The sequence below is a fragment of the Streptomyces sp. NPDC059874 genome (assembly GCF_042731135.1).
GTDB lineage: Bacteria > Actinomycetota > Actinomycetes > Streptomycetales > Streptomycetaceae > Streptomyces.
This window is the reverse complement of sequence record NZ_JBHWJY010000028.1, coordinates 54,631-75,678: the sequence shown is the minus strand read 5'-3', so window position 1 is coordinate 75,678 and position 21,048 is coordinate 54,631. Positions and strand designations below refer to the sequence as shown.

23 protein-coding genes are annotated in these 21,048 nt (G+C 68.2%); 10 read left to right on the top strand and 13 right to left on the bottom strand.

The features are described 5' to 3' along the window. Positions 1-42 precede the first annotated feature (42 nt). Both ACFV9H_RS18410 and ACFV9H_RS18405 read right to left on the bottom strand, forming a co-directional pair. A complete protein-coding gene (locus ACFV9H_RS18410; RefSeq protein ID WP_385399119.1) occupies positions 43-264 on the bottom strand; it encodes a hypothetical protein in 222 nt (73 codons plus the stop codon). 68 nt (positions 265-332) lie between these two features. Then, positions 333-1,856 (bottom strand): aldehyde dehydrogenase (NADP(+)), encoded by a 1,524-nt coding sequence (locus ACFV9H_RS18405; RefSeq protein WP_385399117.1) that lies wholly within the window; start codon positions 1,854-1,856, stop codon positions 333-335. A gap of 147 nt (positions 1,857-2,003) precedes the next feature. On the opposite strand from ACFV9H_RS18405, the gene ACFV9H_RS18400 reads away from it, so the two are divergent. From ACFV9H_RS18400 to ACFV9H_RS18375, 6 genes are all read left to right on the top strand, one after another. Beyond that, on the top strand, positions 2,004-2,786 hold the full coding sequence (locus ACFV9H_RS18400) for an IclR family transcriptional regulator (RefSeq protein WP_385399115.1): 783 nt from the start codon (positions 2,004-2,006) through the stop codon (positions 2,784-2,786). 93 nt (positions 2,787-2,879) lie between these two features. Then, complete coding sequence (locus tag ACFV9H_RS18395; protein WP_385399113.1) at positions 2,880-3,896, top strand: hypothetical protein; 1,017 nt, start codon at positions 2,880-2,882, stop codon at positions 3,894-3,896. Then, positions 3,896-5,194, top strand: a complete 1,299-nt coding sequence (locus ACFV9H_RS18390) for a sensor histidine kinase (RefSeq protein ID WP_385399110.1) — start codon at positions 3,896-3,898, stop codon at positions 5,192-5,194. The genes ACFV9H_RS18395 and ACFV9H_RS18390 overlap by 1 nt, the downstream gene beginning before the upstream one ends. Further along, the gene (locus ACFV9H_RS18385) at positions 5,191-5,865 is read left to right on the top strand and encodes a response regulator (protein ID WP_385399108.1); all 675 of its coding nucleotides are present in this window, start codon (positions 5,191-5,193) and stop codon (positions 5,863-5,865) included. Before ACFV9H_RS18390 ends, ACFV9H_RS18385 begins: the two co-directional genes overlap by 4 nt. A gap of 62 nt (positions 5,866-5,927) precedes the next feature. Continuing rightward, positions 5,928-7,376 carry a peptidoglycan D,D-transpeptidase FtsI family protein gene (locus tag ACFV9H_RS18380; protein WP_385399106.1) on the top strand — a complete coding sequence of 483 codons (1,449 nt, stop codon included), beginning with the start codon at positions 5,928-5,930 and terminating at the stop codon, positions 7,374-7,376. Positions 7,377-7,445: 69 nt separating this feature from the next. Further along, on the top strand, positions 7,446-7,943 hold the full coding sequence (locus ACFV9H_RS18375) for a GNAT family N-acetyltransferase (protein ID WP_385399104.1): 498 nt from the start codon (positions 7,446-7,448) through the stop codon (positions 7,941-7,943). A gap of 229 nt (positions 7,944-8,172) precedes the next feature. Here the strand turns inward: ACFV9H_RS18375 and ACFV9H_RS18370 are convergent, their stop codons facing one another. The 4 genes from ACFV9H_RS18370 to ACFV9H_RS18355 form a co-directional block, all read right to left on the bottom strand. Then, positions 8,173-9,000 carry a protein kinase gene (locus ACFV9H_RS18370; protein ID WP_385399102.1) on the bottom strand — a complete coding sequence of 276 codons (828 nt, stop codon included), beginning with the start codon at positions 8,998-9,000 and terminating at the stop codon, positions 8,173-8,175. A gap of 78 nt (positions 9,001-9,078) precedes the next feature. Then, a complete protein-coding gene (locus ACFV9H_RS18365; protein WP_385399100.1) occupies positions 9,079-9,522 on the bottom strand; it encodes a hypothetical protein in 444 nt (147 codons plus the stop codon). Then, positions 9,519-9,695, bottom strand: coding sequence for a hypothetical protein (locus tag ACFV9H_RS18360; protein ID WP_385399099.1), 177 nt, complete (start codon positions 9,693-9,695; stop codon positions 9,519-9,521). The genes ACFV9H_RS18365 and ACFV9H_RS18360 overlap by 4 nt, the downstream gene beginning before the upstream one ends. Beyond that, positions 9,692-9,943, bottom strand: a complete 252-nt coding sequence (locus ACFV9H_RS18355; RefSeq protein ID WP_385399097.1) for a hypothetical protein — start codon at positions 9,941-9,943, stop codon at positions 9,692-9,694. Before ACFV9H_RS18355 ends, ACFV9H_RS18360 begins: the two co-directional genes overlap by 4 nt. Before the next feature lie 131 nt (positions 9,944-10,074). Between ACFV9H_RS18355 and ACFV9H_RS18350 the strand changes: the two genes are divergently transcribed. Both ACFV9H_RS18350 and ACFV9H_RS18345 read left to right on the top strand, forming a co-directional pair. Further along, the gene (locus tag ACFV9H_RS18350) at positions 10,075-11,415 is read left to right on the top strand and encodes a tol-pal system YbgF family protein (RefSeq protein WP_385399094.1); all 1,341 of its coding nucleotides are present in this window, start codon (positions 10,075-10,077) and stop codon (positions 11,413-11,415) included. Between the two features lie 24 nt (positions 11,416-11,439). Beyond that, positions 11,440-11,670 carry a hypothetical protein gene (locus tag ACFV9H_RS18345; RefSeq protein WP_385399092.1) on the top strand — a complete coding sequence of 77 codons (231 nt, stop codon included), beginning with the start codon at positions 11,440-11,442 and terminating at the stop codon, positions 11,668-11,670. 1,186 nt (positions 11,671-12,856) lie between these two features. Here the strand turns inward: ACFV9H_RS18345 and ACFV9H_RS18340 are convergent. The 6 genes from ACFV9H_RS18340 to ACFV9H_RS18315 all read right to left on the bottom strand — a co-directional run bounded on the left by ACFV9H_RS18340 (position 12,857) and on the right by ACFV9H_RS18315 (position 18,014). Further along, on the bottom strand, positions 12,857-13,330 hold the full coding sequence (locus ACFV9H_RS18340) for a hypothetical protein (RefSeq protein ID WP_385399089.1): 474 nt from the start codon (positions 13,328-13,330) through the stop codon (positions 12,857-12,859). Positions 13,331-13,333: 3 nt separating this feature from the next. Next, on the bottom strand, positions 13,334-13,645 hold the full coding sequence (locus ACFV9H_RS18335) for a hypothetical protein (RefSeq protein WP_385399087.1): 312 nt from the start codon (positions 13,643-13,645) through the stop codon (positions 13,334-13,336). Positions 13,646-13,726: 81 nt separating this feature from the next. After that, entirely contained in the window at positions 13,727-15,172 is a 1,446-nt protein-coding gene (locus tag ACFV9H_RS18330) for a phage/plasmid primase, P4 family (protein ID WP_385399084.1), read from the bottom strand. A gap of 11 nt (positions 15,173-15,183) precedes the next feature. Continuing rightward, on the bottom strand, positions 15,184-15,477 hold the full coding sequence (locus ACFV9H_RS18325) for a hypothetical protein (RefSeq protein ID WP_385399082.1): 294 nt from the start codon (positions 15,475-15,477) through the stop codon (positions 15,184-15,186). Positions 15,478-16,028: 551 nt separating this feature from the next. Next, a complete protein-coding gene (locus ACFV9H_RS18320; protein ID WP_385399080.1) occupies positions 16,029-16,217 on the bottom strand; it encodes a hypothetical protein in 189 nt (62 codons plus the stop codon). Between the two features lie 126 nt (positions 16,218-16,343). After that, complete coding sequence (locus ACFV9H_RS18315) at positions 16,344-18,014, bottom strand: recombinase family protein (RefSeq protein ID WP_385399077.1); 1,671 nt, start codon at positions 18,012-18,014, stop codon at positions 16,344-16,346. A 98-nt stretch (positions 18,015-18,112) separates the two neighbouring features. On the opposite strand from ACFV9H_RS18315, the gene ACFV9H_RS18310 reads away from it, so the two are divergent. Both ACFV9H_RS18310 and ACFV9H_RS18305 read left to right on the top strand, forming a co-directional pair. Continuing rightward, on the top strand, positions 18,113-18,802 hold the full coding sequence (locus ACFV9H_RS18310) for a DsbA family oxidoreductase (protein WP_385399075.1): 690 nt from the start codon (positions 18,113-18,115) through the stop codon (positions 18,800-18,802). 70 nt (positions 18,803-18,872) lie between these two features. Next, positions 18,873-19,928 (top strand): aminotransferase class V-fold PLP-dependent enzyme, encoded by a 1,056-nt coding sequence (locus ACFV9H_RS18305; protein WP_385399073.1) that lies wholly within the window; start codon positions 18,873-18,875, stop codon positions 19,926-19,928. Between the two features lie 15 nt (positions 19,929-19,943). Here ACFV9H_RS18305 and ACFV9H_RS18300 read toward each other — a convergent pair whose 3' ends face one another. Next, positions 19,944-21,029, bottom strand: coding sequence for a pyridoxal-phosphate-dependent aminotransferase family protein (locus ACFV9H_RS18300; RefSeq protein ID WP_385399071.1), 1,086 nt, complete (start codon positions 21,027-21,029; stop codon positions 19,944-19,946). Between the last annotated feature and the right edge of the window lie 19 nt (positions 21,030-21,048).

The following is a 21,048-nucleotide window of genomic DNA, read 5'->3' as shown; positions in this document are numbered from 1 at the left end:
GACCGGAGGGGCTTTGCCGTTCCCTTACCCTGGCGCGAGATTTCAGCGCCGGTTGCGGGGGTGGTTCCGTGCGACGCGCTCGTTGCCGAACTTGTACGAGCCGGTCCAGCGGGCCATCACGAGCTGCGCGTCGCCGGACTCCACCTCCGCCAGGAACTTCTCGGCCCGGCCCCCGCGCAGGGTGGCCGCGGCGCGACCCCGGTGGGTGATGACGACGGAGTCGTCCCGGTGGCGTTCGTACGTGAATCCGTGCGGCTTGGGCATACCGCGGAGCCTGCCCCGCCGAGGGCGGGGCGGGCAACGGGTTTACCGGCGGCCCGGGCGGGCCCGGCTCAGCCGCCCGTCACGCGGCGCGGCAGCCCCAGCGGGTTGGCCTCGCGCAGCTCCGCCGGGAGGAGGGCGTCCGGGACCGACTGGTACGCCACCGGGCGGAGCCAGCGCTCGATCGCGGCCCCGCCGACCGAGGTGGAGTGGGAGGTCGCCGCCGGGTACGGACCGCCGTGGTGCTGGGCCGGGGCCACCGCGACCCCGGTCGGCCAGCCGTTGACCACGATCCGCCCCGCCAGGCCCGTGACCTGCTCGATCAGCTCCGCGGCCGGGCCGGCCGCGCCCTCGGTCTCGGCGGCCGACAGCTGGAGGGTGGCGCTCAGGTTCCCGGAGAGCAGCCCGAGCACCGCGCCCGCCTCGCGCGGGTCGGCGTACCGTGCGACGACGGTGACCGGGCCGAAGCACTCCTCCAGCAGGACCTCGTACGCCCCGCCCTCCAGCAGGCGCCGCGCCGGCACGGTCAGGTACCCCGCCCCGACGGTGTGCTCCCCGCCCGAGCCCGGGGTGACCGGAGAGTCGACTCCGGACAGCGCGGCCCGCTCGTGGACCCCCGCGATGAAGTTCTCCCGCATCCGGTGGTCGAGCAGCACCCCCGGCTCGGTTTCGCCGAGGGCCTTGCCCAGCGCTCCGGCGAGCCGATCGCCGTCCGCGCCCTCGGGGACCAGCACCAGGCCGGGCTTCACGCAGAACTGACCGACCCCGAGGGTGACCGATCCCGCGAGCCCGCCGCCGATCTCCTCGGCGCGCTCGGCGGCCGCCGCCGGGGTGACCACGACGGGGTTGAGGGAGCCGAGTTCGCCATGGAAGGGGATCGGCACCGGCCGCGCGGCGGCCGCGTCGAACAGGGCCCGTCCGCCCCGGATGGAACCGGTGAACCCGGCGGCCGCCACCAGCGGGTGGCGGATCAGGGCCAGACCGGCGTCGAACCCGTGGACCACGCTCACCACATCGGCCGGGAGGCCGGATTCGACCGCCGCCCGGCGCAGCAGCGAGGCGCACAGCTCGGAGGTGGCCGGGTGGTCGGGGTGCGCCTTGACGACCACCGGGCAGCCGGCGGCGAGGGCGCTCGCGGTGTCCCCGCCCGGGACGGAGAAGGCCAGCGGGAAGTTGGAGGCGGCGTACACCGCGACCACGCCGAGCGGCACCTTGTAGCGGCGCAGTTCGGGGCGCGGCGGGCTGAGGGAGGGGTCGGCGCGGTCGATGCGGATGTCGAGGTACGCGCCCTCGTCCACGGCGTCGGCGAAGGCGCGCAGCTGGCCGGTGGTGCGCGCGAGCTCGCCGGTGAGCCGGCCGGGGCCGAGCGCGGTCTCCGCGTCTGCGGCCTCGATGACGTGGGCGACGGACTCGTCGAGCAGCGCGGCGGCGGCCCGCAGGAAGGCGGCGCGGGCGGTGGCGTCGGCGAGCGCCCCGCGGGCCGAATGGGCGGCCCGTACGGTTTCGTCCACCTCCTGGGATGTGGCCTCCACCGCAACCTGTTCGCGCTGCTTCCCGGTGCGGGGGTCCACACTCCAGACTGGTGTCGTTGTCATGACCCGCTGCCTCCTGGATCGTTCAGTATTCTGAACGCCGTTCCGGTGGATGAATGATCACATCTGCTGCGGACTCTATTTCCGCGTCCCGCGCGTGACAAGGGGCGATCGGACGCGACCAGAGGCGACCAGAGGGGAAGCGCGCCCATGACGACGACCGAGGCGGGGCCCCCGGCACAGACGGCGGCGGTCAAATCGGCGGTGCGGACCGTCCTGCTCCTGGAGCACTTCGCGGCCCGGCCCGGACTGCACAGCCTGGCCGACATCCAGAACGACCTCTCCCTGCCCAAGTCCAGCCTGTACATGCTGCTGCGCACCCTGGTGAACCTGGGATGGGTGGAGACGGACGCCACGGGCACGCGGTACGGCATCGGCGTACGGGCCCTGCTCGTCGGCAGTTCGTACATCGACGGCGACGAGGTCGTCGCCGCCGCCCGACCCACCCTGGACCGGCTCTCCGACGACACGACGGAGACCATCCACCTCGCCCGGATGGACGGGACGAGCGTGGTGTACCTGGCCACCCGGCAGTCCCAGCACTACCTGCGGCCCTTCACCCGGGTCGGGCGGCGGCTGCCCGTGCACTCGACGGCGCTCGGCAAGGCGCTGCTGGCCACGCACACGGACGAAGAGGTACGAGGACTGCTGCCGCGGCGGCTGGAGGCCGTCACCGAGCACACCGTCACCGACCGGGAACGGCTCATCGAGGAGCTGGCGCTGGTCCGCGAGCAGGGGTACGCGGTGGACCGGGAGGAGAACACCCTCGGGCTGCGCTGCTTCGGGGTGGCGATTCCGTACCGGACCCCGGCCCGGGACGCGGTGAGCTGCTCGGTGCCGGTGGCCCGGCTGACGCCGGGGCACGAGCAGGTCATCAAGGCGGCGCTGTTCGAGGCGCGGGACCGGCTGTCGGTGGTGACGCGCCGCATGTGAGGCGGTGGAGGGGGTGGTTCCTCCCCCGCTCGGGGGAGGAGGTTCCCCTTGGAGGGGGAGGTGGCGGGGCGGCGATCACGGGACCGTTGGGTCATGACCACACGAGCAGTTCACCCGACGCGCGCCGCGCAACCGCAGCGGCAGCCGCAACCGCAGCGGCAGCCGCAGCAGCCGGCCCCTGGTCCGGGGGCCGGGAGGCAGATCCTGCGGGCGGCGGCCCTGGCCGCCACCGTGCCGTACCTGGTGCTCAAGACCGCCTGGCTGGCGGGGAGTCGGATCGGGATACCGGACGGCAGCGTGCTGCTGGACCCGGAGCCGTTCCTCATCGCGGCGAACGCGGTCACGGTGGCCATGGACGCCTGCGTGATCCTGCTCGCGCTGGTGCTCACCCGGCCCTGGGGAATACGGGTGCCGGCCTGGCTGCTGACCGTCCCGGTGTTCGTGGCCACCGGGCTGCTGTCCCCGATCGTCATCGGGTTCCCGGGCCAACTGCTCATACTCCTGCTCGGTTTCGGGGAGGCGCCCGCCGCGAAGGCGATGCGCGAGCCCTTCCTGGACCCCTGGGTGTTCAACGTCGTCTACACCGGATTCGCGATCCAAGGACTCGCCCTGGCCGGGCTGTTCGTGCCCTATGCGCGGGAGCGCTGGGGCCGGCGGTGGCAGGGCGTGCTCGGCCGCGGGCTGCCGTCGTCCACGGGGGTGGTGGCGGCAGCCGCGGCAGCGGCCGGCCTCGCGGTCGCGGCGGTGCACGCCTACTGGGCCCTCGGGGGTACGGCCGGGCTGGGGGCCGAGCGGGCGGCGCTCTCGTCGGAGACGGCCGTGGTGACCGCGATCCACGGGGCGTGCGCGCTCGCCGCCGGAGTGGGGGCACTGCTGCTGGCCCGCGGCGGGGCGCTCCGGGCGCGGTGGCCGCTCGGCCTCGCCTGGATCGGTGCGGGGGCCGCCCTGAGCTGGGGGACGTGGATGCTGGTCGTCTCGGGAGGACCGCAGCTCGACGGTGGGGAAGGTCCGCCGGCGGCAGCCCTGTTGACCTACGCTGGCCAGATGATCACCGGAACGCTCGCGGGCGCGGTCCTCACCCGGTTCCTCATATCCCGCCGCGAGGGGTGATGCGCGAGGGCCTGGGCAGGCTGCTGGGGGCGCGGGCCCGGCTGCGCTGGGTGCACCTGATCCTGGGCGGGGCCCTGCTGATGCCGTACTTCCTCGTCGCCGTGGTGGGGGTCGGCATGGCGGCCGGCGGGGTCAACGCCCTCGACTCCTTCCCGCTGGCCTTCGCCTCCTACGCCGCCGCCCTGCCGCTCGCCGCGGTCACCGCGGTCTTCGGGTTGGTGCGGCCGCTGTCGGTGGCGGCCGTCCGGACCATGTGCGGGGTGCCGGGGGACCGGCTGGCCGACGGGCCCGCGAGGTCCTGGGCCGCCCGGGGCCGGACCTCCGCCTGGTGGACCCTGCACCTGGGGGTCGGCGCGTTGGTCAGCGGGATGTCGCTCGCGGTGCCGCCGATGGGGATCGTGCTGATCTCACTGCCGCTCGTGAACGGGATGCTGGACGCCCGGCTCGAGCTCGGCCCGTTCGTCACGGACGCGGACCCCTACGTCGCGCCGCTGCTCGGGATCGGCCTGCTCGCCGGGGTGGTCCTGTGCGCCGCCGGGGCCGGGGCGCTGCTGGCCCGGCTGGCGCCCGTACTGCTCGGGCCGACGGCGGCGGACCGGCTGGCGGCGGCCGAGGAGCGGGCCGCGGACCTGGCCGTGCGCAACCGGCTGGCCCGGGAGCTGCACGACGCGGTCGGGCACGCGCTGAGCGCCGTCACCCTCCAGGCGGTCGCCGCCCGGCGGGTGCTGGAGCGCGACCCCGACTTCGTCCGGGAGGCGCTGGCCGCCATCGAGGACACCACCCGGCGGACGGTGGGCGAACTGGACGCCGTACTGGGCCTGCTGCGCGACGGGGACCCGACCCGGCCGGACGCCGCACCCGCCCCGACCCTGGCCGCCGACCTCGACGGGCTGCTGGCACGCACCCGGGCGGCCGGCACCACGATCACCGCCCACCAGGACCCCGGGCCCGCCCGGGACTGGGAGCAGCTCCCGGCGATCGCCTCCCGCGAGGCGTACCGGATCGTCCAGGAGGGCCTCAGCAACGCACTGCGCCACGGCGCGGGGCCGGTGGAGCTGTGGATCCGCGTACAGAAGGGGCGGCGCCCCCGACAGGAAGGCGCACATCGTGAACTGGAGATCACCATGACCAATCCGCCCGCCGCGCCCGACGGCCGGGAGCCCCGCACGACCGGGGGCCGGGGCCTGAGCGGTGCGGCCGAACGGGCCGCGCTGCTCGGGGGCCGCATCGAGGCGGGCCCGCACGAGGGCCGTTGGCGGCTGACGGCCGTCCTCCCGCTGGGGGAGGAGGCCCGATGACCGGGCCGAGCCGGCCCCCGCTGCGCATCGTGCTCTGCGACGACGAGCGGATGGTGCGCACCGCCCTACGGGTCATCCTCGAAGCCGAGCCCGACCTGGAGGTCGTCGGCGAGGCGGCCACCGGGGCCGAGGCCGTCCCGCTGGTCCGCTCGCTGGCCCCCGACGTGGTGCTGATGGACGTGCGGATGCCCGAGATAGACGGGATCCGGGCCACCGAGAAGATCCTCGCCACCATGTCGGAGCCGCCCCGGATCGTGGTCGTCACCACCTTCGAGAACGACGCCTACGTCTACGACGCGCTGCGGGCGGGCGCCTCCGGGTTCCTCCTCAAGCGCGCCGACCCCGACGAGCTGGTCGGCGCGGTCCGGCTCGTGGCCCGCGGTGACTCGCTGCTCTTCCCCGCCGCCGTCCGCGCCCTCGCCGCCGCCCAGGCGCCCGGAACCCCGCCCGGCGTGGCGCCCTGGGTGTCCCGGCTCACCGAGCGGGAGGCCGACGTGCTGCGTCTGATGACCACCGGACTGTCCAACCACGAGATGAGCGAACGCCTCGGGGTCGGCCCGCAGACGATCAAGACGTATGTCGCGGCGGTCCTCGCCAAGACGGGCTCCCGCGACCGCACGCAGGCGGTCATCGCGGCGTACGAAGGGGGCTTCATCATGAGGAAAAGCTGAGAACTCGGCCACAATCGGGGCAGAGCGGAACGGCCGGCACGGCTGGGACGTCCTTCTGGGGGATGAACAAAACGATCAGGCGTGCGTCGGTCTTCTGTCTGCTCCTGGTGCTGGCCCTGCTGGTCCGCGTCACCTGGGTGCAGGCATACCAAGGCCAGGCCCTCGCAGACGACGAGCACAACCGACGGAACCTCATCGGGCAGTACGAGAACCCGCTGGGCAACATCATCGTGGGCGGGGAGGCGATCACCGGCTCGACGAAGACGGGCGGCAAGGACTTCGGGTACAAGCGGACCTACACCGACGGCCCCCTCTACGCGCCGATCACCGGGTACAGCTCCCAGGCCTACGGCACGAGCATGTTGGAGGGCATCTACAAGAACGTCCTCAACGGCTCCGACAGCCGGCTGAAGACGATGATGGACACGCTCACCAACAAGCGGGCCGCCCCGGGCAACGTCCTGACCACCATCGACAAGGACGTGCAGAAGGCCGCCTACGACGCGCTCCAGGGCAAGCAGGGCGCCGCCGTGGCCATCGACCCGGCGACGGGCGAGATCCTCGCGGTGGTGAACAACCCCTCCTTCGACCCCGGCCGCATCACCGGCGCCAATGACAAGCAGGCCTGGCAGGAGCTCTCCGCAGACAAGGGCAAGGCCATGGAGAACGTGGCGCTGCGCAAGCCGCAAGCACCCGGCTCCACCTTCAAGCTGGTCACCCTGGCGGCGGCGATCGAGAACGGCCTCGTCGGCAACCTGGACCAGCCGACGGGCATCCCCGACCCGTACACGATCCCCGGCACCCGCACCCAGCTGCCCAGCGAAGCGGGCTCGGCCGCCTGCGACAACGTCTCGGCGCGCACCGCGCTGCGGCTGTCCTGCAACAACGTCTTCGCGGAGCTCGCGTACAAGCTCGGCCAGGACAAGATGCGCGCCATGGCCGAGAAGCTCGGCTTCAACACGCAGATCGACACCCCGGTCCGCACCAACCCGCCGAGCAAGTACCCGTCGAAGAAGATGTCCGTCGACCAGGTCGCGCAGACGGGTATCGGCCAGTTCGACGTGCAGGCCACCCCGCTCCAGATGGCGATGGTGACGGCCGCGATCGAGAACGGCGGCAAGCTCGTCGCCCCGCACATGGTCTCCGAGGTCACCGACGCGGGCGGCAACGTGCTGGAGAGCTTCAAGGACCCGAAGTCCCAGCAGGTCATGAGCGCGAAGACCGCCTCGATGATCCGTGACGCCATGAAGACGGTCGCCACCGAGGGCGGTGGCAAGCCGGCCCAGGTGTCGGGCGCCGAGGTGGGCGGCAAGACGGGTACCGCCCAGCGAGGCGTCAACAACAGCCTCGCCCCGCTCGCCTGGTTCACCTCGTACGGAAAGACGAGCGGCAAGCAGATCGCCGTGGCCGTGGTGATCGAGAACTCCGACACCGACCGCTCCGAGATCGGCGGCGGCAAGCTGGCCGCCCCCATCGCCCAGAAGATGATGGAGGCATGGCTCAAGAAGTAGCCGTGGCCGGGGGGCGTGCCGCGGCGACGCGCCGGGAACCGACACGGGGCCCGGCGCGTTTCCCCTGCCATGATCAGGACCGCGCAACCCGCCGACCTCGACGCCATCGCCGCCCTCCACACCAGGGCCCGGGCCACCTACTACCAGGGCCACATCCCGGAGCAGGCCTACTCCGGCGACGCGGAGCTCACGCGGACCCGAGAGGCCTGGTCGCGGGCCGTCGCCCGGCCCGCCGCCGAGGGCGGGGTGTTCTGCGCCGAGCAGGACGGCGAGGTCACCGGGGTCGCCGCCTTCCTGACCGCGGACGGCGAGACCACCCTGACCCAGCTCCACGTCGACCCGGTCCACTGGCGCCGGGGCACCGGCGCCGCTCTGCACGCCGCCTGCCTCGACGCCTGGCGCCGGGCCGGAATCGGCAGGGTCCGCCTCGAGGTGTACGAGCGCAACCTGCGTGCCCAGGCCTTCTACGCCCGCCACGGCTGGCTCCCGGCCCCGGCCCCGGCCACCGGCCGCACCGGCTCCCACCGCACCCTCTGGCTCACGGTGTCGCCGCCGTCCGGGGAATGAGACGATTCCGCGAGTGGTTGAAGCTCAAACAGTTCACACGCAAACGAGTGCTGCGTACCCCGAGCCGGAGAGAAGAAGGAACATGCGCGTCGAGATCTGGAGCGACATCGCCTGCCCGTGAACCAAGGGAACCCCAGCTTAGCGCGGGGGCGTTGACCTGCGGGGATGAACGTGAAGAACCCCCGCCCACGCGCCATGGGGAAGCGCACGGACGGGGGCGGACTCAGCCCTACAGGGCCGCGCTCAGCCTCTCGCAGACCTCGGCACTCGTAGGCCGGTCAGCGGGTGAACGGCTGAGCATGTGGGGGATGAGCGAGCCCAGTACTCCGGGCACGTTCACGGGGCGGTGAGGGCCCGCCACGATGGCTTGCCGTTGAACGTCCCGGGGGGCGTCGTCCGGGTAGGCCACGTGCCGCCATCCCGTCGCGCTGATGAACAGGGCCGCTCCCAGCGCGTACACATCGGATTCCTGCGTCGGGGTAGCCGTGCCTGACTCCAACACGCTGGCCGAGATTTCCGGCGCTTCGTAGTGGACGAGACAGCCCCGGTACGGGAAGTCATAGGCACGGGGAATTTGCCCTCCGATGGACAGCGCAAGATCGATCAGAAACGCGCCGCCTACCTCACCCAGGAGGAAATGCGCGGGCTGTACATCCCCGTGTACCCATCCCATCCCGTGCAGCCCCGACAGGGCCACAGCGCACGACATTGCTTCTCCGAGGTTCGGCTGAGCTTCCCCGTCCCGGCAGGGTGCCCACCGGTCATAGAGGCTGTCTCCTTGCCGCCACGGCTGAGCGCCCCACGTCCCATGCTCCCACTCCCCGCTGAAGATCCGCTCATGGGTGAGCTGTCGCAGAACGGCGGCTTCGCGGGCAGGGGCAAGCGCGGTCCACGCGTGCGTACGGCTCGGGTAGCCGACCTTTACCGCGTAGGGCCCGGCTTCTGTCTTGACCTTCCATACGGACGACCCGCGCCGGTTGAGCACCAGTTCGGCGGGGCCTGGATTGAGGAGTTGCAGCGCACCGTCCGGCGGGCTGTACGGACCATCGAAAATCATCCTTCACCTTCCAACGGCGAGGCCGATTCCCGCAGTTGAGAACCGGCCCCACCATCACCAGTACGGGTCAGCCGGCCGTCAGGCGGCCCGGTAGTCGCGCCCGCAGTCAGAGTCGCACTGCGCTGCGTTCTCGCCGTTCACGGTCCACAGCGAGTCCAGCACCATGAAGCCGTTGGCCTTGATTGCGTGCGCGGTCGCCTGCACCTCCTCCAGGACCCGGCCGCCACCACCGGGGCGCGGGTTGTGCTCCAGGAACCGGCCCGCGTACTTCTCGGAGAACTCGCGGTAGTCGGCGGTGTGCAGGATGAACGAGTGCAGCGCGCCGTCCACGTCGTCGCTCGGGACCATCTTCACCGTGGCCGTGCCGACCGTGGCGAGGAACGCGAGTGCCTGATCCGTGGCCCGCTCCGCCTTGTCGCGGTCGTAGCCGAAGTGGGTCACGGTGAACTCGGCGATGCTGTCGAACAGATCCGAGCTGACCAGCGTGCGGCCGGTCTTGAGGTCGTTCGCGGTTGCCGTCATGGCTGTGCCTCCTTGTAGTGGATGAGCTGTTCCGCAGCGCGCCGAACGAGGACGGGAGCCGCATGCCATATCGCCGCCTCCCACTCCCGGGCCTCCCGCTCCGCGAGGATCTCCACCAATCCGGCGTTGATCACCGCGCGCTGTTCCGGGGTGAAGCTGGGGGCCCGTCTCACATCCGCTCCCTTATCCGCTGGCTCGTGTTGGCGATGACCACTGCGGCGCTGAGGGCGTCCGACTGGTGGGCGGGTTCCAGGCTCTCCGGGTCGGCCTCCCACTCCCGGCCACCGTTCAGCGGGCGGAGTTGGTAGCGCGGCCCCACGTGACCCACGACGCGACCTACGCGGCCCGTGGAGGCGTCCAGCGCCGTTTCCCCCGCCTCCCAGTCCCGGGGGTGCTCACGTGCGCTCTCAGGGCTGCTCATGGCTGCACCTCTCGTGCTCGTTCGGCTGCTCACAGAAGGCAACCGCGTAACCACAGGGGAGAGGTACCGTTGCGACACAGCGAGGACTTAAGAGCTTTAAGCGGCTTGAAGACGCGGGGAGTTGATGACCGGTGGCCAGCCCCAACGAGACACTTGCCCGACTACACCGGGAAACCGGCTGGACGCTGCGCCAGTTCGCCCAAGAGGTCAACAAGTTGGGGACTGAGCGGGGAACGCCCCTCAAATACCGCGAACCCTCGGTGCACCAGTGGCTCAACGGGCACATGCCGAAAGAGGCCGTCCGCCCGCTGATCTTGGAAGCGCTGGCCCGAAAACTCGGACGCCCCATCACGCACAGCGAAGCGGGATTCCCGCCCCCTCCCGCCGAAGAGTCCAGCGCGCTCCCCAGTACCGTGGAAGGACTGCTAGACCTGGGGAGGGCAGACATGGACCCATCGCGCCGGAGTGTGCTCGGAGTAGGTCTCTTCTCTGTCGCCCTCACCGTGCCCAATTGGCCGGACGTGGTCGGACGAATGGAAGCCGCCCACAAGGGCGAGACTCAGCGCATCGGAATGTCTGACGTGCAATCGGTCATCGCCATGACTGAACGCCTCTCAGACATTGATGACCAATTCGGTGGCAGGACGGCACGGCCGATGGCTGCCGCCTACATGGTCAACACGGTGGCCCCGTATCTGCGCGCTGACGCACCGGACAATGTCCGCAAAGCGATGATGGCCGCCGCATCGGATCTCTCATACCTCACGGGCTGCATGGCCGTGGATGAGGGCGTGCACGGAATGGCTCAGCGCTACTACCTGAAAGCGCTTGAACTCGCTGGGGCATCCGAGGATCACCTAACGTTCTGCACCACGCTCCGGGGTATGAGCGTTCAGGCCGTAGACCTCGGGCATGGGGCCCAAGCATTGCGCCTCGCTGATGCCGCTGCTGCCGCTTCCCCGCAGGCCGGTCCCCGAATGCGCGCTTTCCTCGCCGGACAGCAGGCACACGCAGCCGCGCAAGAGGGAAACAAGCGCATGGCCCTACAGCGCATTCGGGAGGCTGAAACGGCCATGGAAAAGGCCGAGTCGCAGTCCAAGACTTTCGGGTCTTACAATCCTTCCTCGCTGGCGTACCACGTCGGTCAAGTCCGGTACCAGCTCGGGGATTTGGCCGGCTCGGTCGAATCATTCAAGGAATCAAACCGACTGCGACCCAGCACCTTTCGACGGACAACCATTCGCTACCTGTCCATGCTGGCCGAACGTCAACTAGAAGTTGGCCACTTGGAGGCAGCCTGCGAGACATGGGAGGGCGTGCTGGAAATATATCCCCTGGTGCAGTCTGGGCAGTGCGACCGCAGCATTGTGACCATGCATAGCCTCATCCGCCCGTATCTGAAGAACCGTGCAGCGCGCGATCTGTTTGAGCGGGCTCGACTAGTTACCCCGCCGCAACTCCTGACACAGTAACTCGAAAGTGGGTAGCATTCCGATATGGCAACATGTATCGAGTGTGAAGCAGAATTCGACGTCGCAGACGCGCGAAGGAAGTACCATTCGGAGCCTGATGTAGCAGAGGATGAGTATGACGAGCTGCATGGCGGGGAGTGGTGCGCAGATTGCGCTGCGGTTCGAGCCGAAGGGCTGGCGAACGTCGGTATCGCGAATCTCATGATGATGGGCGAAGTGGAATACGACGACGACCACGTGCAGAAGTATCTGTAGGTGATTAAGAAACGCCGATAGCCCCAGACCCGGCCACCATCAGGCAGCGGGTATGGGGCTATAGCTCTTGCGGCAATTGTGAGATGCCCGCGCAAACACTCTCAGTTGCGGCGCTAGCTTTTTCCCTCCCTGCCGGTCGACTTCAGGGCCGGGAGGGGGTCACCCCCCAGGGGGTAGGGAGGAGCAGCGGAAATCAGAACGGCGGAGCGTCCTTCGTCTTCGGTTTCACCTTCTCGGCAGCCCATCCGCCCGGCTGGTTCTTAGCCGTTTCTCTGTTGTGGCAAGCAACGCACAACGGCCTCAAGTGCTTTGGTGTATCAGGCAATGCCTCACCCCTTGCCAGCAGTTGCTTACGGCTCAGTGGCCAATGGTCTGCGACCGTCGCATGCCGACTACACAGCACGCACCATGGATTCGCGTACAGGTAAGCCTTTCGCTTTCGCTGCCACCCAACGTCATAACCGCGCTTGCTCGCTGATCCTCGCTGCTGCTCTCTCTGCCTCTTGTGTTCAGCGCATGGACCTCCATCCGTCAGTTCGCTGCAACCAGGCTGAGTGCATGGCTTCTTGGGCTTTCTGGGCATGGCTACTCCGGTAGGTCTGTAGGCCGACGCGGGTCGGGCTGGTCATAGCGACAGCGAAGGGGGAAGGCGTCCCGGAGCGGGGCATCACACCAGGTCAGCGGGGGGTGGCAGGCTGAGCCGGCGAGACTGGGGGTTTTCAGAACGGAAGGGCCGTGCCGATGGCAGCGAACACCACCAGGGGCACGACCCTTCCCGCTGTCATTCGCTGAGTGCCTGCCATGCCTTGTAGCAGGCCAGGCACATGGATTTGCGGTAGCCCGGATAGTCCGGCCTGATTCCCCGGGCGATCAACTCTGCGCGCGTCAGCGGATACCAGACAGACGCAACGGCACCGGTCTCTGTGCTGTACGGCGCCCGGGGGCACAGCTCACAGAAAGGACTCACGCCCCTCACAGCAATACCGGTGGGTCTATTGGGTCACCGGCGGCGTCGTAAGGGGTTTGATCAATCACGACGCGCTGACGGTTCCGAACAATGGTGGTGACGCCCCGAGGCACGCGGGAACCGTGATAGTCAGCGGGGCACCGATCAGACCAAGCGGGCGAGCCGTCCGGCAGTCGGGGAAAGTACGGGTACGTACCGCCCGGCCCCGGGTCCAGAGCGTCATGCGCCATCGGGCACCGTCCATGCAGCCTCAAGCGCCTCGGAAAGGTCAGCGGCATGACGGGAGGCCGCACCAGAAATCGCATTCTCAAGCTGGCCAGCAATCATCATGTCACGCACCGAAAGCTCACGGGCGAAGGTGTCATCAGGGTGCTGGCCATGTAGCCGGAAAAACGCGCCTCGTGCATAGAGTCGAATAGCATTGCGCTTCGCGCGGTTCACCCAGAAAACAGCGATGGCGGAAATTGGGTCAGCGCCCTCGTAAACAGCGTCGGCGGCAGACTTCGAGCCGACCGCCAGGAGTTCAGCATCAAGCGACTCCCACTGATCCAGAAACGCGGCATCCTTCTCGCGCTGGTGTGCATCGCGCTCAGCAGCCCTCTGAGCAGCCTTCTCGGCTTCGGCGGACTCTAGGGCGGATAGCTTCGCTGCGGCAGCCTCAGCGGCCTTACGGGCATTCTCAAGGGGAGTCATGGATCAGGCTCCATATCCGCGCGCAATGCGCTGGGCAGGGGTCAGGTGATCGCCGGACGGCGAAGGCTCAGGCTTGGAGGGCTGGACGCCTAGTTGATCGGCGGCGCTGCGGGCAATCTGCGAATAGCCCATCGTCATTCGCGTCGTGGGGGTCAGCTGAATGCCCTTTGCCTCAGCGGCTCGAAGGTGGGACAACTCGGCGTCAAGTTCCTCGCTGGCCACAGATGCCAGCGACTCAATGTGTCGGCGCATTCGCTCTGGGTCGCGCTTCTCAACAATTTGGTTCTTGCGCATGTACCAGGGGGTATCGGTCATCGGTCATTCCTTATGGGTTGGAGAGGCCCCGCTGAAGCTGATTGCCAACGGGGATGGGGAAAGGGCAGGAGAATCAGGTACTCAGGTGGCAGCGTCGGACTGATCGAAAATTCCGGGGCCAGCCGTGGTCTCTGGGTCGCCCATTAGGCGAATACCGGTGTAGACCCAGCCCTTACTTTTGCGCCGGAGTTCTTCGACCTTTCCGCTATCGAGTAGATGCCGTTTCACGCTGGACGGGCTGAACTTCGCCGACTTGTCGCCGTTGTTGTCCCGCCACATCTTCAACTCAGCATTGAACGAGGAACGGCCGACTTCCCCGCCCTCGGAGTAGTCGAAGAGTTCGCCCACCAGGTCCTTAAGCGGGTCGACGCTGTCTTTGTGGTGTTCCGTGGCTTGAATGACACTAAGTGTGTCCTTCAATCCCTCGGCGTAATAGCGCGTTGCTCCGCGAACAACCCATGCGGCAACCCCTTCGGCTTCCGGCCCCTGAATGGACGGCTCAAGGTCCGGGTCTCGCCGGTCAGCGAAAGACTGGCCAAACAGAATGGCCTTAGTGCGGGCCCACAGAGCGGCACCGCCGGCTGAAAACTCAGGCAAATGGTTTGTGGCCAGCACGATGGTGAAAGTCGGCTCATACGAGAAGACCTTGCCCATGAGGTGACGCGTGCTGATCCGATCCCCGCCGCTGAAATTCTTGAGTAGCGCCGTGTTCATCGGAGTGCCCGGGTTGCCTTCCTGCGCAACAACCATCCGTGCACCCCGAAGTCCGGCAATCTGTTCAGTGTGGGGAGCCTGCCCCCGAACGTTCTCAAACAGCGAGAACTCAACTTCACGAACGATGTCAGCGCCGAACACTCTTTGCATGGTCCGAACGGTGGTGCCTTTTCCGTTCCGGCCGTGTGCGCCGTACCAAACACCTAGGGCATGCTCGCGGACTTCGCCCGTCACGCAATACCCCAAAAAGGTCTGGAAATACCGCTGAAGCTCCGTGTCGTCTGGGAAGACCTCTTCGACAAACCGGAGCCAGCGCGGTGCATCGGCGTCAGGCGCGTAGTTGACCCGCGCGCACTGCGTGAGCATGTCTGCCGGATCATGGCACTTCATTTCTCCGGACCGTAGATCCACAGTGCCGTTGGGGAAAGTCAGCAGATGTCGCCGGGCGTCCAAGTTGTCAACGGTCGCGTGGAACTCCCGAAGTACGCTCATCTCGGCAACGATTGCCCGGCGCTGGAAATTCACAAGCATTTTGCTCATAGCCGCTGACGCCCACGACGTATCACCGGGCGAATCAACAATGCGCCTGGCGAGCACAGCAACGGCGTCCGTGATTGCCTGCATAGCCGCCCCGTCGTTGCCGGTAGCTTCCCAGACAATGCCATTCCAGCGATACCAGCCAACATGCTCAACGTGCTTGAGCCGGTCCGCACAATGATCAGCAACGAACTTCGCGAAGTTCACGTGCAGCACGTCGTTACTTACATCGAGCCGTGCGCGTTGCTTAGCCCAGTACGCGTCATCGAGAATCATGGCCACTCCCCTTAGTCGAGAAAGGCGGCAGCGGAAGCGGCAGCACGATCGGCACGGATCTTCGCCGTCTTGACGGCCGGGAGTTCCTCACCATTGCCTGCGTACAGGTCGCGCTTGAAGTTGGAGGCATCTGCCGTAGCAGCGGCCAGCGCGAGCGTCGCGTGAACCTGTGCCTGTGCGGAAAGTCGCGCTGCCTCTTCGTCGCTGACCAGGCACATGTCTGCGCCGCTCAGCTTGTTGTACGTCGTGCGTGTTGCTTCCGCCATCAGCTGTTCAGCGCGCTCGTAGTGCTCATAACCGTTCAAGGTCGCCGTCCTTTTGGGTAAAGAAAAAGCCCCCGGTTCGTACCTGGTCTCACACGCTGCGTGGACGGCGAAATCCGCAGCGATGAAACCGGTACGAGACCGGGGGCTTAGTTAAGGGGGTGCGCCGCAGCGCATGACCGGGATGCTGGATTCGCCGTCCAACCGGTCTCGAAGGGGGTTAGGGAGTCAATTGCCTCCGCATGGAGGTGCGACTCGTATTGTCCCTTCTCTGTATATCTAGTGAGTCGATTGCCTGTGGGCCGGCTGTCAAGTGTCGCTCGCAGCGGTGGTGTCGAAAAAGCTTGCACCTGTAGAGAGTTCCCATACGCGTATAGAGGGTCTTCTCAGGTGTCAGGAATTTTGGCACCAACTCCCGTGGGCCTACCCGCTGTTCCCGAGGGCGTGAAGCGCCACGTGCCCGCCTGAGTGCCTACGAGCCGCCTGTCCGGGTTTCCCCTGTCGGCAACCCGGAAAGCCCTCAGGGGGCCTGCTGAGAGCACAAGACAGCCCCCGCCGGTCAGTAACTCAGACGGGGGCATCAATGGGAGGTGTCAGCGCTCAGCAGGAACGTCCGTCTCCATCGCGCTGCGGACCGCATCGGCGGAGTCAAAGCCGTTGCTGTAGCCCCACAGGGCAAGGTCCGTGATGACATCCGTGAGCGCAACTGAGTCCATCGGCCCGCCGGTCATTTCGACGTAACGAGACATGATCTGCTCAGCGCGCGTAAGAGCGTCGGTCATGGTGCATCCCTTCATCGGTGCGGCTACCTGTGCGCCGCCTTCGCAGGGGGTTAGAGAGTCGGTTGCCTGTGGGCAGCGGAGAGCCCCCGGCATCCCGTGAGGGACACCAGGGGCTCTTTTCTGGGCTTACTGCTTCCGCCGCTCCTCCCACCCATCCCATGCGGATTCTTCTGCCGGATTCACGCTGTCGTCTCGCCAGTGCGGTTCCAGCCGGTCAAGAATCGGCGTGCGGTCTCCCCGGAACTTCGGCGGAGTCAGCGTGATCCCTCGCAATGCCGCCTTGAGTAGTGCGCGTTGTCCGCCGATTCCGGCGTCTTGCCAAAGTTCAGCAAGTGACTGCGGGTCCATCAGCGGGGAAAGGTCGGCCTCCCGTGAAAGATCTGCCAGTTCGGATTTGAGCTCTGCGATTTGTGCTGCCACTTGTTCGCGCAGGCGGTCGTACTTCTCTTCGTCCATCCGGCCGAACACAAAGAACTCCTTCTCCAGCTTCATTTCTCTGCCGACGGCCGACTCAAGGGCCGCATTGACATGAGCCTTGCGTGCATCCTTTTCCGGGTCGGAGTACGCCAGCCAGTCTTTTGCAATGGCGTGGATTGTGGGTGATTCGGGAGAAAGGTGGAGCACGTGGTTAAGCCACATGACTTCAGCGGCAGCGTCAACGCGCTTCCGGTCAGTAGAGACTCCCTTGCAGGATGATTCCCCTTCGACCTGTCGGGCGTAGCACCTGTAATTAATTCCGCCGTTCGCCATGGGGCCATTGCACAGCCCGCAGCGAAGTGTTCCGGAGAGAAGGGCGACGACTTCCCGCTTTCCACGCGTTCGGTCACCAATGCTGGTCCCCTTTTGTGCACGCTCGGCGAGGATGGCATTGATCTTCACATGTTCAGCGAACGATATGACCCCCTCCCCGCATGCGATAGGGCTACCGGCCCTGTCAAGTAGGGGAGTTCCGCCTCTGTGGTACTTGCCCACGTCCTTACCGTTCTTGTCCAGCATCTTTTCCCGATTAGCCACCAGTCCGGCCCACGTGACGGAGTGCGCAAGGCTGATGATTCCGGGGCCGGTCCACTTCTTACCGTGACGGGTCAGGATTCCCTCGCCGTTCAGTGTGTTGGCAATCCATCCGGGCGTTTTGCGGTCAAGCAAGTACCCAGCGATCCGGCGCGCTGTGCGGTATTCCCGGGGGTTGTGGGTCAGCTTCCCTGTGCCTTGCGGCGAATGGAGACCGTATGGCGCGACTCCTCCCGTCCAGCGTCCGTCAGCCTTATTGGCGTCGATGCCGTTCTTCGTGAAGGTGCTGATATCAGCTGCCTGGTCGCGGGCTTGCTCGCTGAAGATTGTCAGAACGAGGCGATTATTTCGTGAGTCCATGCCCTCAGCGACGGAGAAGATGCGGGCTTCCCGCTCTTCGAACTTGTCGAGCAACAGGCCAACTTGCCCTGATCCTCTGCGCGAAAGGCGGCTGATCTTGAAGACGTACAGAGTCTTGGACAGACCGGCGTCCGCGATTGCGGCTGTGGCCTTCTCGAATTCCTCGCGCCTGACATACGATTTGCTAGCGCTCTTCTGCTCAAACCAGACGTGCCGGATCCGCTTTCCCTCGCGCATGGCGTGAGCGCACATGCGGCGCACCTGTTCCCGCAGCGAGCTAAGAGTGTCCTTCTTCTTGCTGCGACGGAGGTACATCTCTGCCAAGTCGGCAGGCGTGCCGATCGCTATTTCCCAGAGTCCCAGTTCTTTGAGTTCGTCTTCTTCGAAGCCCAGCGCACGCAGGTTGGGGAGGTCTTCGCGTTCCATCGGGGTCCATTCGCTGTGGGCGGTCCGTCTCTATGGCCTGTGAGCGAGTGGATTGCTCAGATTCGCTGTTTCCGCAGGTCAGAGACGGTCTGGTTCCCGTGGTCCATGGGTGCCCGTGGTGCTACATCGGCAAGGCCCGTTTCACCAAGGGGCTGGCCGACTTCGCCCACCGCGACCAGGTGGAGGTCGTCTTCCGGTCGTTCGAGCTGGACCCGGCCGGCGCCAAGGGCGTCACCGCTCCCGTCGTGGAGATGCTCGCCAAGAAGTACGGCCGCACACTGGACGAGGCGCGCGGCATGGAGGAGCACGTCGCGACCACCGCCCGCGCCGAGGGGCTGGAGTACCGGACCGACGGCCGCGACCACGGCAACACCTTCGACATCCACCGCCTGCTGCACCTGGCCGCCGCCCGCGGCCGCCAGGAAGAGCTGCTCGACCTCGCCTTCCGGGCCAACTTCGCCGAGGAGCGGTCCGTCTTCGACCCCGAGGTGCTGATCGCGCTCGCCGTCGAGGCCGGGCTGGACGAGGCCGAGGCCCGCGCCGTCCTCGCCGACGACTCCGCCTACGCGGGCGAGGTCCGCGCCGATGAGCGGGAGGCGGCCGAACTGGGTGCGAACTCCGTGCCGTTCTTCGTCTTCGACCGCCGCTACGGCGTCTCCGGCGGGCAGCCGGCCGAGGTGTTCACCCGCGCCCTGGAGCAGGCATGGGCCGGGCGCGAGATCGAAGAGCTGGTGGCCGCCGCCGAGGCGTGCGAGCCCGACGGGGCGTGCGCGGTCCCGCAGGTATAAGCATCACTTGGAGTGGGCGCAGGAAACTCGGCAATGGACTTTGGGTTGTTCCTGACGCAGAGTTGAAGACATGGATCTTTCGATCGCCGAAGCGACCCGCGCCGAGTTCGCCCACTCCACCGTCTACCTCAACACCGCCAACTGCGCGGTGCTCCCGCGTTCCTCCGTCGCCGCCGTACGCGAGCTGGCCGAGGCCGCGGGGGCCGGACTCCCCGCCGGATTCGGCGACTTCGACCGCGTGGACCGGGTCCGGTCCGCCTTCGCCCGGCTGGTCGGCGTGGACGTCGGGCGGGTCGCCATCGGCTCGGCCGTCTCCACCCACGTCGGCCTCGTCGCGGCATCGCTCCCGTCGGGCGCCGAAGTGCTGTGCCCGGCGGACGACTTCGCCTCCGTGATCAACCCGTTCCTGGTCCGGGGCGACCTCAAGCTGCGCTTCGCGCCGCTCGAAGCCCTCGCCGAGGCCGTCGGCCCCGACACCGCCCTGGTCTCGCTGAGCGCCGTGCAGTCCGCGGACGGCAGGATCGCCGACCTGGCCGCCGTGCGCGCGGCGACGGCGGCCCACGGGGCCCGGATGCTCGTCGACGCGACCCAGGCGGCGGGCTGGCTCCCCTTCGACGCCTCGCCGTACGACTACACGGTCACCGGCGGCTACAAGTGGCTGCTCGGCGGCCGCGGGGCCTCCTACCTCACCGTGTCGGAGGAGGCCCAGCACACGCTGACCCCGCTGCACGCCGGATGGGTGGCGGCCGAATCCATGTGGGACGCCGTCTACGGCCCGATGCCGCAACTGGCCGACGGGGCACGCCGGTTCGACCAGACCCCGCCCTTCCTCGCCTACCACGCCGCCGAGCCCTCGCTGGCCCTGCTGGAGCGGATCGGCATCGAGGCCGTCCACGCCCACGACACCGCCCTGGCCGCCCGTTACCGGACCGGGCTCGCCCGCCTCGGCTTCGAGCCCGTGCCCGGGGAGGCCGCCATCGTCTCGGTGCCGGGACTGGCCGACCGCCGGCCGGCCCTGGAGGCCGCCGGCATCGTCGTCTCCGCCCGGGCCGGCTCCCTGCGCGCCTCGTTCCACCTCTACACCACCGAGGCGGACGTGGACCGGCTCCTGGACGCCCTGTCCTGACCGCTACCGCTACCGCTACCGGGCCGGGGCGCCCGCCCACGCCGACTCCGCCGCGGCCAGCGCCGCCTCGGGCTCGGCCCCCAGGGCCGCCGCCAGCGCCGTCAGGGACGCCCGCACCGCCGGCAGCGAAGCCGCCGGACCGTAGTGGTTGACCCGGATCATCTCGTGCGCCGATGCCCCGCCGCCCGCGGCGAGCGGCGCCGCCGGGTTCGCCGCCAGGGCCTTGGCCACCACCAGCGAAGCCCCCTCGGCCCGCAGGGTGGTGGCCACCGGCGCGGCCTCCGCCGCCCGGCCCACGTACGGGGCGAGCCCCAGCAGGGCCGTGCCCGCACGGGTCGCCGCCGCGGCGGCCGCGTGCCGGGCCGTCACCGCCGGCAGGCCCTCCTGCGCGATCCGGTCCAGGCAGGCCTCCAGCGCCAGCATCTCCAACTGCGCGGGCGCGTGCGGCAGCGCGCCCCGCCCGGCGTCGATCCAGCGCTCCTTCCAGTCGAGGAGCGAGAGGTAGGAGCGGCGCGGAGCCGCCGGGTTCTCGGCGAAGCGGGCCCACGCGCGGTCCGAGACGGACACCGCCGACACGCCGGCCGGGCCGCCCATCGCCTTCTGCGCGCCGATCACGCACAGGTCCACGCCCCACGCGTCCACGAGCAGCGGCTCCGCGCCGACCGAAGCCACCGCGTCCACCATGAACAGGGCGCCGTGTGCCCGCACGACCTCGCCGATCTCCGCGACCGGGTTCGTGTTCCCGGTCGCCGCCTCCGCGTGGACCAGCGAGACGAAGTCGATCTCCGGGTGCTCGGTCAGTGCCCGCGCGACCTGCTCGGCCGTCACGGCGGTGTCGAAGGGGACCTCCAGGTCCACCACGCTCGCCCCGCAGTCGCGCAGCCAGTTGCCGAACGTGGTCCCGTACGGCCCGGTGACGACGTTCAGCGCCGTCGATCCGGGCCGTGCGCCAGACCGGATGCACGCCTCCAGCGGCAGCAGCGCCTCGCCCTGGGTGATCACCACGTCCTGCCGGGTGGACAGCAGCTCCGCGACCCCCCGTTCGATCGACGCGAAACGCTCCGCGGTGAGCGGCGGGAGGTCCAGGAGGGGGTGGGACACGTCGGTGCTTCTCTCTTCG